Annotated in this window: 14 protein-coding genes and 1 pseudogene; 8 read left to right on the top strand and 7 right to left on the bottom strand. The window is 62.8% G+C overall.

All coding sequences use genetic code 11. From position 1 onward, the window contains the following. Positions 1-99: pseudogene (locus FJ948_RS30845) on the top strand (IS630 family transposase); the annotation flags it as partial. On the opposite strand, the gene FJ948_RS30125 reads toward FJ948_RS30845, so the two are convergent. Together FJ948_RS30125 and FJ948_RS30120 are read right to left on the bottom strand one after the other, a co-directional pair. After that, complete coding sequence (locus FJ948_RS30125; RefSeq protein WP_140710954.1) at positions 89-736, bottom strand: HD family hydrolase; 648 nt, start codon at positions 734-736, stop codon at positions 89-91. The pseudogene FJ948_RS30845 and the gene FJ948_RS30125 overlap by 11 nt on opposite strands. After that, complete coding sequence (locus tag FJ948_RS30120; protein WP_140710952.1) at positions 736-1,596, bottom strand: folate-binding protein YgfZ; 861 nt, start codon at positions 1,594-1,596, stop codon at positions 736-738. Before FJ948_RS30120 ends, FJ948_RS30125 begins: the two co-directional genes overlap by 1 nt. A 75-nt stretch (positions 1,597-1,671) precedes the next feature. Between FJ948_RS30120 and FJ948_RS30115 the strand changes: the two genes are divergently transcribed. Then, the gene (locus tag FJ948_RS30115; protein WP_181173887.1) at positions 1,672-3,000 is read left to right on the top strand and encodes a dihydroorotase; all 1,329 of its coding nucleotides are present in this window, start codon (positions 1,672-1,674) and stop codon (positions 2,998-3,000) included. A gap of 25 nt (positions 3,001-3,025) precedes the next feature. Here FJ948_RS30115 and FJ948_RS30110 read toward each other — a convergent pair whose 3' ends face one another. The 4 genes from FJ948_RS30110 to FJ948_RS30095 all read right to left on the bottom strand — a co-directional run bounded on the left by FJ948_RS30110 (position 3,026) and on the right by FJ948_RS30095 (position 5,424). Then, positions 3,026-3,814: a hypothetical protein gene (locus tag FJ948_RS30110; RefSeq protein WP_181173886.1), complete on the bottom strand. Its 789-nt coding sequence runs from the start codon at positions 3,812-3,814 to the stop codon at positions 3,026-3,028. 69 nt (positions 3,815-3,883) lie between these two features. Further along, the gene (locus FJ948_RS30105) at positions 3,884-4,141 is read right to left on the bottom strand and encodes a hypothetical protein (RefSeq protein ID WP_140710948.1); all 258 of its coding nucleotides are present in this window, start codon (positions 4,139-4,141) and stop codon (positions 3,884-3,886) included. Between the two features lie 352 nt (positions 4,142-4,493). Then, positions 4,494-4,871: a TIGR02301 family protein gene (locus tag FJ948_RS30100; protein ID WP_140710946.1), complete on the bottom strand. Its 378-nt coding sequence runs from the start codon at positions 4,869-4,871 to the stop codon at positions 4,494-4,496. A 130-nt stretch (positions 4,872-5,001) separates the two neighbouring features. Further along, complete coding sequence (locus FJ948_RS30095) at positions 5,002-5,424, bottom strand: NUDIX hydrolase (protein WP_140710944.1); 423 nt, start codon at positions 5,422-5,424, stop codon at positions 5,002-5,004. Positions 5,425-5,552: 128 nt separating this feature from the next. Between FJ948_RS30095 and FJ948_RS30090 the strand changes: the two genes are divergently transcribed. Further along, positions 5,553-6,314: an SOS response-associated peptidase gene (locus FJ948_RS30090; RefSeq protein WP_140710942.1), complete on the top strand. Its 762-nt coding sequence runs from the start codon at positions 5,553-5,555 to the stop codon at positions 6,312-6,314. A 79-nt stretch (positions 6,315-6,393) separates the two neighbouring features. Here the strand turns inward: FJ948_RS30090 and FJ948_RS30085 are convergent, their stop codons facing one another. Next, on the bottom strand, positions 6,394-6,549 hold the full coding sequence (locus tag FJ948_RS30085) for a hypothetical protein (RefSeq protein ID WP_140710940.1): 156 nt from the start codon (positions 6,547-6,549) through the stop codon (positions 6,394-6,396). Between the two features lie 417 nt (positions 6,550-6,966). Between FJ948_RS30085 and cysS the strand changes: the two genes are divergently transcribed. The 5 genes from cysS to FJ948_RS30055 form a co-directional block, all read left to right on the top strand. Further along, on the top strand, positions 6,967-8,418 hold the full coding sequence (gene cysS / locus FJ948_RS30080; protein WP_140710938.1) for a cysteine--tRNA ligase: 1,452 nt from the start codon (positions 6,967-6,969) through the stop codon (positions 8,416-8,418). A 208-nt stretch (positions 8,419-8,626) separates the two neighbouring features. Then, positions 8,627-9,031 (top strand): endonuclease domain-containing protein, encoded by a 405-nt coding sequence (locus FJ948_RS30070; protein WP_140710936.1) that lies wholly within the window; start codon positions 8,627-8,629, stop codon positions 9,029-9,031. Continuing rightward, a complete protein-coding gene (locus FJ948_RS30065) occupies positions 9,028-9,414 on the top strand; it encodes a VOC family protein (protein WP_140710934.1) in 387 nt (128 codons plus the stop codon). The genes FJ948_RS30070 and FJ948_RS30065 overlap by 4 nt, the downstream gene beginning before the upstream one ends. 6 nt (positions 9,415-9,420) lie before the next feature. After that, positions 9,421-9,912: a GFA family protein gene (locus tag FJ948_RS30060; protein WP_140710932.1), complete on the top strand. Its 492-nt coding sequence runs from the start codon at positions 9,421-9,423 to the stop codon at positions 9,910-9,912. Continuing rightward, positions 9,909-10,279, top strand: a 371-nt coding sequence (locus FJ948_RS30055) for a GFA family protein (RefSeq protein WP_140710930.1), incomplete at its 3' end; no start/stop codon positions are given. The genes FJ948_RS30060 and FJ948_RS30055, both read left to right, overlap by 4 nt.

Raw genomic sequence — 10,279 nt, 5'->3', positions numbered from 1 at the left:
GACACTTGGCGACACATCGGCCACCTCGTCGAAACCATCGAGGCAGCCGAATGCAGCAACTACTTCGCCAAGGCAGGATACGCTTCCGTCAAAACGTGAAACGCTCTAGCGTGGATGTCGCAACGTGGCGTCTTGACGTCTCGATCGCCGAAAACCGCTTCAGGAACGCATCCTGTGCCCAGGTCACCGAGCGTGGCGTGAAGTCGAAACGCCCGGCGGAAAAACCGCGCGGGCGGCCGAAGAACTCGGTCGCCTCGGCGGTCGAAAAGCCGGCAAGCAGTGTTGCTTCGAAATAGGCGGCGATCTGGTCGGCGCGCTTGATCTCCCTGCGCAGGATGGCAGTCGGTTCGGGAGGCAGCGAGAAACGAAGATGGATGGCGCGCTGCAGGCGCAATTCGCAATCCTTGTAGCTGCCGCCCATCACCGACTTGAATGGCGAGATCATGTCACCGATGACATATTCGGGCGCGTCGTGCAGCAGCGCCGCCAACTGGGCGTCTGCCGAAGCCTGGGGCACCAGCTCATTGAACAGCGCTTCGACCAGCAGTGAATGCTGGGCGACCGAAAAGGCATGCTCGCCGCTGGTCTGGCCGTTCCAGCGTGCGACGCGTGCAAGCCCATGCGCAATGTCCGAAATCTCGATGTCGAGCGGCGAGGGGTCGAGCAGGTCGAGCCTGCGGCCGGACAGCATGCGCTGCCAGGCTCGGGATGGCGCGCCGGTGCGGTCCGCCGCCATCAGGCTTCCTCAGCGCCGACGGTTTCCTGCGGGAAACTGAATTTGGCCCAGCTGGGGATAGTGAGCGTCACCGGTACTTCGCCTGCCAGGATCGGCTGGCCGGCATCGAGCGCCGCCTTGACCCTGTCGATGCGGGCGATGCCGAGTCCGGTCAGGGTCGCGGTCGAGCCGAGCACGCCGACCGGCCGTCCCTCGACGGTGAGTTCGGTCCCGGAGGTGGGCAGGGCAAGCCTGGCCTCGACAATCAGCACGCGCCGCCGGGCGGTGCCCCGATGCTGCATGCGCGAGACGACCTCCTGGCCGACATAACAGCCCTTCCTGAAGCCGACACCGCCCATCTCGTCGAGAAGCACGTCGTGCGGGAAAGCGTCGCCCAACGCATAATCGGCACCGCTCTCCGCGACGCCATGGGCGATGCGAAAGGCCTGCCACGCGGCGACGTCGCCGGTATCCGCGGTGTCGGCATAGAAGCGCGTGACGTCTTCGTCGCCAAAACGCCTGTCGGCGATCGCCGCTGAATCACTTTCTGAGGCGATTGACTCTTTTCCCCAGGCGACAGTGACAAGCGTCTGTTCCGGCTTGGCAATCTCGACCTTGGCGCGAAGCTTGTAGAGCATCAGCCGGTGAATGAAATCATCTGAAACATCGGCACGGCATTCGATGCGGAAGGCGTTTTCTCCCGCTCGTGAGATCAGGAAGTCGAACAGGATCTTGCCTTGCGGCGTCAACAGCGCGCCCGGCTTGGCCTCACCATTGCCAAGCGCATCGAGATCGATGGTCAGGATGTTTTGCAGAAAGTGCTCGGCATCCGGGCCGGAGACGGAGATAAGCGCGCGGTCTTTCAGCAGGGCAAAGGGCATGGAGCGTATAAAAGCCTGATCTTGCAAAACGGTTGGCCATTACGTAAGCCGCTGACACTCCCCCCGCAAGAGAGCATCACCATGACCTACGACCTCATCCTGACAGGCGGCACAGTGGTCAATCATGACGGCGAGGGGCTGCGCGACGTCGGCGTGAGGGGCGGGCGCATCGCCGCCATCGGCGATCTGCGCCAGGCCTCGGCCGGCGAGACGATCGACTGCCGGGGCCTGCATATCCTGCCGGGCGTCGTCGACAGCCAGGTGCATTTCCGCGAGCCCGGACTGGAGCACAAGGAAGATTTGGAAACGGGTTCGCGGGCGGCGGTTCTGGGCGGTGTCACCGCCGTGTTCGAAATGCCCAACACCAACCCGCTGACCACAAGCGAGGCAACACTTGCCGACAAGGTCCGGCGCGGCAGCGGCCGCATGCATTGCGATTTTGCTTTCTGGGTCGGCGGTACTCGCGACAACGCCAGGGATGTAGGCGAACTTGAGCGGCTGCCAGGCGCCGCGGGAATAAAGGTCTTCATGGGTTCGTCCACCGGCGATCTGCTGGTCGAGGACGACGAAGGTGTCGCCTCGATCCTGCGAAACACCCGCCGCCGCGCCGCTTTTCATTCGGAGGACGAGTTCCGGCTGCGCGAGCGCCTGGGCGAGCGCATCGAGGGCGATCCGTCATCGCATCCGGTCTGGCGTGACGAGATCGCCGCTTTGCGCTGCACCGAAAGGCTGGTCCGCATCGCGCGCGACGTCCGCGCCCGCATCCACGTCCTGCACATCTCGACGGCGGAAGAAATTCTGTTCCTCGAACAGCACAAGGATGTCGCGACCTGCGAGGCGACGCCGCACCATCTGACGCTGAGCGCCGACGACTATGCTCGGCTCGGCACGCTGATCCAGATGAATCCGCCGGTGCGCGACAAGCGCCACCGCGACGGCGTCTGGCACGGCATTGCACAGGGCATTGTCGACGTGCTCGGCTCCGACCACGCGCCGCACACATTGGCCGAGAAGGCAAAATCCTATCCGGCTTCGCCCTCGGGCATGACTGGCGTGCAGACTCTGGTGCCGATCATGCTCGACCACGTCAATGCCGGCCGGTTGACCCTGCAGCGCTTTGTCGATCTCTCCAGCCATGGCCCGCAGCGCATCTTCGGCATGGCTGGGAAAGGCCGCATCGCAGCCGGTTATGACGCCGACTTCACCATTGTCGACATGAAGCGGCGCCAGACCATCACCAATGCGCAGGCCGGCTCGAAGGCGGGCTGGACGCCTTATGACGGCAAGCAGGTGACCGGCTGGCCCGTCGGCACCGTCATTCGCGGTCAGCGCGTGATGTGGGAAGGCGAGATCGCGACGCCAGGCCAGGGCAGGGCGGTGGAGTTTTCGGAGGCGCTTGTCTAGACCCCGTAAGGCGAAGTCGGCAGCTTCAGTCGCCGGCGACGAAGAACGTCCATTGCCCGGCGGGGGTGATGCCGACGCGGTAGAAGATGTAGGCGCCGAACTGCTTCATGTCGTCGAAATCGCCGGCGGTGACGATCTTGAACAGCTCGACCCGCTGCTTGGCGTCGAGCTTGTCGAGCGGCAGCGCGAAGAAATACGGCCAGACATAGAGTTCCTGCGGCGTGCCTGCGTCGACATGGACGTAGCCGGCGGAAAGCACCTCCTCGAGAATGGCCAGGATCTCTTGGCCGTCAGGGTCGCCGGACAGCCCTTTGAGGAAGGCGATGGCATCGCCGTCTATGTCGGCCAGCGACAGCTGGGTCATGCTGTCGCCCTTGCCGATCAAGGGTCTGAGCTTCTCGATGTCGCCGCTCTTGCAGGCTTCGATGATCAGGTCATGCATGCGCCGCACGGGCTCGGGCAGCCTGCCAAGGTCGTAGACGACCTCCGGTAGGGGGGCCTCCGGATCGACACGCGGCCTGTTGCTGCCGCCGTCCGGCGACTTGTCCGGCTCGGCCGCGTCCGGGGCGGCTGGCTGGCTGGTTGAAGGCGGTGTTCCCACCGGATCGGGCATGGGGATCGTGTTCCCAGGCGACGAGGTTTCGTCATCCGTCGACGGTGTGGTTGGCGCGGGGAGCTCTTCGCGTTTGATCTCACTCAGCGCATAGGCCGGGCTGCTGCACAGGCACGTCACCAGGGAAATCGCGGCGTAGCAAGCAGCGAGGCGGATGTAGAGGACCAAGACCTTCGGCCCGCCTGACATCGGAAAATTCACTGCCCGTTTCTCCTTGCTTCGGGCATGACGCCCGAACGGTATTCCGCCGTCAAAGAACCGGATACTGGTTCAGTGCCGCAGCCGCTCGGGTTCGAAGGCGCCAGCAATAACCTTCTCGCGCATGCGGTCGAGCAGGGCAAGGGCCGAGGTCTCGCCATTGGCGCGCAGCATCTCGCCGAATGCCGTTTCGAGGGCCGCTTCGGCAATGATGTCGGGCTCGATGCCAGCCGAAAGGCCTTCCGCCCAGGCTTCGCTGTGGCTCTCAACCGCCGTCAGCCGCTTTTCTTCCCTGACCAGCGCGTCGATGTCGTTGGCAGCATGTTCCATAAGCGATGTCCACCCTTTCAAGCGGCAACCCATCAGTGTGGATCAGGCCTGATCTGTTCCGTTCACACGCGGCTCCAAGTAAGTATCTGTAAATACGACATTTTTTTGATCGTCATTTACAGGGGGCAACTGTGTTTGGCGAAGCTGCGTTTCAACCCGGATCAAACTTAGCCGATTAGGACTGCCTGCGGGGTGAAAACCTTCAGTTTGAGTTAATTCCGCATTCGTGCGGTAACGTTTGATTAACGCTGTTGCAAAAGCGCAACATCAGGATTGCACCAAGACAAAGACGGGCACAAGCCGGATATGGCGATAGTCTCTGCCGTTGGGTCTAATATCTGTTGATTGATGCTCAGTTGCCATAACGCGAGGCGATGTCGCGCGACAGCGTCTCACCTTCCTTCATATAGCGGCTGATGGCTTCGGTAGCCGAAGCGGTGCACTGGGTGTAGGTGCCGCCGAAGGAACGATAGCCGCGGTTGAAGCTGGCAATGAAGCGGGCGCGGCGTTCCGGGTCGGGATTTTCCGAATCGAGCAGCTTTTCCATCTCGCCCCGCCACTGGTCGCCCTTTTCCCCGCACAGATTGCGCAAGAAATGCAGTGACCCCAGAACCTCCGCCAGCCGCATCAGTCCCGGCTCGAACGGCGAGTCGGCACTGAACGCAGGCCGAGCCGGGATGATCATGCTGACGGCAAGGCAAATGGCGAGGAGTATCGACGGACGGTTCATAAGCCTGCTCTGCCTGACGGCTTCAGCCGTTATGGTCTGCCTAACGGCCTCAAACGTCGCGGCTGGCGAGACAACATGAGCCTTGTGGCGAAACAATTTGTCACCTGCAAGGCGATTTTTCAGTGCTGCGTCAGCGGGTTCGAATGGGGACTAGGAGTTCTTCGGCGACTTCGAACACCGAACCGGCGAGCGGCAACAGGGTCATGTCTTCGAGTGTGTAGAAGGCGGCTGTCTCGGCATCGTCACTGGCCACCGCCTCGCCGCCGGCATAAGCAGCGCCAAAGACGGCGAGGTGGTAATCCACCGGGTGGCTGTCGTCCCTGCCGTCGATGTGGATCTCCCGAAGCGGGCGAAATCCCGTAGCGTGCAAGCCGGTCTCTTCCAGCAGCTCGCGCCGTGCCGCGTCCTCCAGCGTCTCGCCGGCTTCGACCTTGCCGCCGGGAAATGCGTAGAGCCCTTGTGACGGCGAGCGCGCCCGCTTGACCAGGAGTACGGTGTCGCCACGCACGACGGCCACAGAGACCGCCGGGAGTGTCTTGCGTGTTGTGTTCATCGATGCTCAGTCAACTCATTTGAGGCAGGTCTTTTGTGGACCGGCAGCATGGGCAAGCTTTAACAGTTGCGCAACGCCGGTTCGATCGCCACTTTCAACATCGAACCATTCGAAAGACACGATCGATCATGTGCGGACGCTTCGCCCTGACCGCCACGCCGGACCAGACCGCGGCCTTGCTGGGTCTTGCCGAGCTCGAGGATTTCCCGGCCCGCTATAACATCGCGCCGACACAGCCGGTCCTGATGGCGATATCGGGCGCGCCGCGAGCTCCGGGCTCCAATCTTCCGGACCGGCAGGCAATGCTGGTGCGCTGGGGTCTCATTCCCGCCTGGGTCAAGGACACCAGGGAGTTTCCGCTGCTGTTCAACGCGCGTTCGGAAGGGGCGATCGAGAAGGCCTCGTTCAAGGCCGCCATGCGCCATCGCCGCGCGCTGGTACCGGCATCGGGCTTCTATGAATGGCGGCAGACCGGCGGCAAGAAGGGGCAACCTTATTGGATACGGCCAAGGCATGGCCGACTGATCGCCTTTGCCGGCCTGATCGAAACCTATGCCGAGCCGGGCGGTTCGGAAATGGATACCGGCGCGATCCTGACAGTCAACGCCAATGCCGACATCGCTCACATCCATGACCGGATGCCGGTGGTCATCGACCCCAGGGATTTCGCTCGTTGGCTGGATTGCCGCACGCTCGAACCGCGCGATGTCGACGATTTGCTGCGGCCGGCGCAGCCTGATTTCTTCGAGGCGATCCCTGTCTCCGACCTCGTCAACAAGGTCGCCAACACTGGACCGGAGATTCAAGAGAAGGGTGAGATCGGGCCGGAGCCCGGGAAAGTCAGGCGCCAGAAGTCCGGCGCGGACGACAGTCAGATGACGCTGTTCTAGCGAAGCCTGTCGAGGTCTTCATGTCCAGGGCGCCGTTCGCGCCCTCTGTGCCGGCGATTGCGTCGGCCGGGGCGCCGCTTCAGGCGGCGCGGGGCGATACGATCTTCTGCGCCGGCTTGTTCTTCTTGGCGGTGTGAAGAAGGGCGGCGACGATGGCGGCCGGGCCGATCGCGCGATAGTGGCTGGCCAGCGCCGGTTGCTTGGCGCGGTTGGCTTCCTGCTTGCTTCGAGGCATGTTTCTCTTCCCTGGTAACATTTCCGTGTCTTCGTTTGATGGTTGATTCCGACCAAATCGTGACGCGTGGTGATCTAGCCGGCGAATGTTTCATGACTGTGCCGACATGTTTAATAAAATGTTTCACTGACTGATTCCGCCTCATCGGGCGATGCGTTTGCCCGTCTTGGCGATGTTTTTCCCGGCATAAGCGACTTGACGGCAACACTGGTCAGGGCGATAAAGCCGCCCATGAAAACGTCTTTCGCCATTTGTGGCATTTGCATTATTGACTAGCCTCGCGCTGGTCCGGACGTTTTCGCCTCATCTTTCCCCAGATTGGACAAACGCCCCGGCCAGCAGGCTGGAGCTTGATTTGCGCCTCGGCGGCGGCTGGCTCCATCCGACAAGAAGTTCTGAAAACCGGGAAGGCAGGGAATGTCTGACGCATCACAGGGTCTGCGCCTCTACAACACGCTGACGCGCACGAAGGAGGATTTTGTCCCGATCGATCCGCAGAACGTGCGCATGTATGTCTGCGGACCGACCGTCTACGATTTCGCCCATATCGGCAATGCCAGGCCGGTGATCGTCTTCGACGTGCTGTTCCGTCTGCTGCGCCATCTCTATGGCGAGACGCATGTCACCTATGTGCGCAACATCACCGACGTCGACGACAAGATCAACGCGCGCGCGCTGCGCGATTTCGGCGGCGAGATATCAGCCGGCACACTGTCGCTCAACGAAGCGATACGGCGGGTTACCGAAAAAACGGCCGACCAGTTCCACGGCGATGTCGCCACGCTTGGCTGCCTGGAGCCGACGGTCGAGCCGCGCGCCACCGAATTCGTCGAACCGCGCGCCGACGGCAAGGCCGACATGATCACCTTGATTCAAAGCTTGATCGGACGCGGCCATGCCTATGTCGCGGCGGGTGAAGTTCTGTTCGATACGGCGTCGATGCTGGACTATGGGCAGTTGTCGAAACGCAATCTCGACGAGCAGCAGGCCGGCGCCCGCATCGCCGTCGACGCCCATAAGAAGAATCCCGGCGATTTCGTGCTGTGGAAACTGTCGTCGCCGGAGGAGCCCGGCTGGCAAAGCCCTTGGGGCAGGGGACGGCCCGGCTGGCACATCGAATGCTCGGCCATGTCGGCCGCCTATCTCGGCGAGGTCTTCGATATCCATGGCGGCGGCCTCGACCTGATCTTCCCGCACCATGAGAACGAGATTGCCCAGTCGCGCTGCGCCCACGGCACCGATGTCATGGCCAATGTGTGGATGCACAACGGCTTCCTGCAGGTCGAGGGCCAGAAGATGTCGAAGAGCCTCGGCAATTTCTACTCGATCCACGAATTGCTGGAGACCGACACTTTCGGTGGCCGCAAATGGCCGGGCGACGTGCTGCGGCTGGCAATGCTGATGACGCATTACCGCGAACCGATCGACTTTTCCGTGCGCAAGCTGGAGGAGGCGGAAAACACGCTGCGCAAATGGAAGCGCGCGGCGGACTTGGCGCCGGTCGCGGGAGGCCGGTTGCCGGCGGAGGTCGTGGAGGCGCTGTCGGATGATCTCGCGACCTACGCGGCCTTCCAGCAACTGACCCAGCTAGCCGGCGAGGCGACCGACTTTGACGGCGACGGAGAGAACGCTGCTGCCGCGGCACTGAAAACGGCACTCGCCTTCCTCGGCTTCGACGTAGACGCGGCCAAGGTGGATGAGGTGGCGGTGGCCAAGGCTATCGCCCACCGCCTGGAACTGATCGCCGCCAAGAACTGGGCCGAGGCCGACCGTGTCCGCGAGGAACTGCTGACGCAAGGCGTACAGCTGAAGGACGGCAAGGACCCGCTCACCGGCGAGCGCATGACGACGTGGGAGATCAAGCGGTGAGGATGGCCGCTCATATGACCGGAGTGGAGAGGTTGGTGCGAGGCGCCCCCCTCTGCCCTGCCGGGCATCTCCCCCTCTAGGGGGGAGATTGGAAGCCATTTCAGCCTTCGCTAATCTCCGCCGTTGAAGATCGGGCGCAAACGGCAAAACGGCCGATCTCCCCCCTAGAGGGGGAGATGTCCGGCAGGACAGAGGGGGGCGCCTCGCGATGACCCATCATCTCGTATCTCCTCTCAGTCGCGGCAATGCGCGCAAGATGCGCAAGCAAATGACCGATGCCGAGCTGAAGCTCTGGAATGAGATACGTGCACATAGGCTGATGGGGCTATCTTTTCGGCGGCAGATGCCCATAGCGGGCTACATCGTCGACTTTGCATGTCCGACCAAAAAACTAATCATAGAAATCGACGGCTCCCAACACGCAACAGCCGAAGCCTCGGAATTGGATGCAGTGCGAACCGCGAAGCTCGAAGCGCTCGGCTGGACCATCCTGCGCTTCTGGAACGATGACGTGATCCGCGATATCGACAATGTCTGCCAGCACATCGTCATCTCGGCCGGCCTGGCCAACGCTGAAGTGCCGCAACCAGCAAGGGAGGAACTCGTCCCATGATCGACCACCTCGGCATCGACGTTTCCGATTTCGACGCCTCCAAGGCTTTCTACGACAAGGCGATGGCGCCGCTGGGAGCCTCGCTGCTTTACATGGTGCCGCTGGAATACACCGGTGGCGCCAAGGTTGGCGGTTATGGCCGCGACCGCCCGGTGTTCTGGCTGCAGGAAGGCAAGGATGGCCAGAAGGCTCATCAGCACGTCGCCTTCACCGCGCGCAACCGTGCCGAGGTCGAGGCCTTCCATGCCGCGGCCCTTGCCGCCGGCGGCAAGGACAATGGCGGGCCGGGCCTGCGTCCGCACTATCACGCCAACTATTACGGCGCCTTCGTCTTCGATCCCGACGGCAACAATGTCGAGGCCGTCTGCCATGCGCCGGAGTGAGCGGTCATGAGCCTCGACAACCGGCCGGTCTACTCGGGTGGCTGCCAGTGCGGCGCGGTGCGCTTCCGTGTCGAAGGCACGCTCGGCGACGCCTCGATCTGCCACTGCCGCATGTGCCAGAAGGCGAGCGGCAATTTCTACCTGCCGCTGGTCTCGGTGCGCGGCGCCAAGGTCGACTGGACGCGCGGCGAGCCCAAGCGTTTCCGGTCCTCCAATGCCGCCTGGCGCGGCTTCTGCGCCGAATGCGGCACGCCGCTGACCTTCGAGGCGCCCGACGGCATGGCGCTGGCGATCGCCGCTTTCGACGATCCGGCTGGCATCGCGCCGACCATTCAATGGGGCACGGAGGCGAAACTGCCCTATGTGGATTCCATTCCGCAATTGCCGGGCGAGGACACGATGGCGGATATGGGCTCGGCCCCCTATCTCGCCGAGCTTGTCTCCTATCAGCATCCCGATCACGACACCGAGCAATGGCCGCCGGAGGAAAGACCATGACCGATCAAGTCCGAACCGGCGGCTGCCAGTGCGGCGCCGTGCGCTTCCGCGTCAAAGGCGCGCTGGGACGCCCGTCCATCTGCCATTGCCGGATGTGCCAGAAGCAGTTTGGTTCCTTCTTCGGCGCGCTGGTGACGGTGCCCAAGGATGGTGTCGAATGGACCCATGAGGAGCCGAGCTATTTCCAGTCGTCGGTCAACATCGATCGCGGCTTCTGCGCGCGCTGCGGCACACCGCTGACCTATCGCCAGCCCGGCGGGCTCGAGATCGCTATCGGCGCCTTCGACGATCGCTCCGATCTGGCGCCGCAAATCCAGGTCAACTACGCCGCGCGGCTGCCCTGGGTGGAGACGATCTACGACCAGCC

Source organism: Mesorhizobium sp. B2-3-12 (assembly GCF_006442205.1).
Classification (GTDB): Bacteria; Pseudomonadota; Alphaproteobacteria; order Rhizobiales; family Rhizobiaceae; genus Mesorhizobium.
This window is presented reverse-complemented; position numbering and strand designations above follow the sequence as displayed.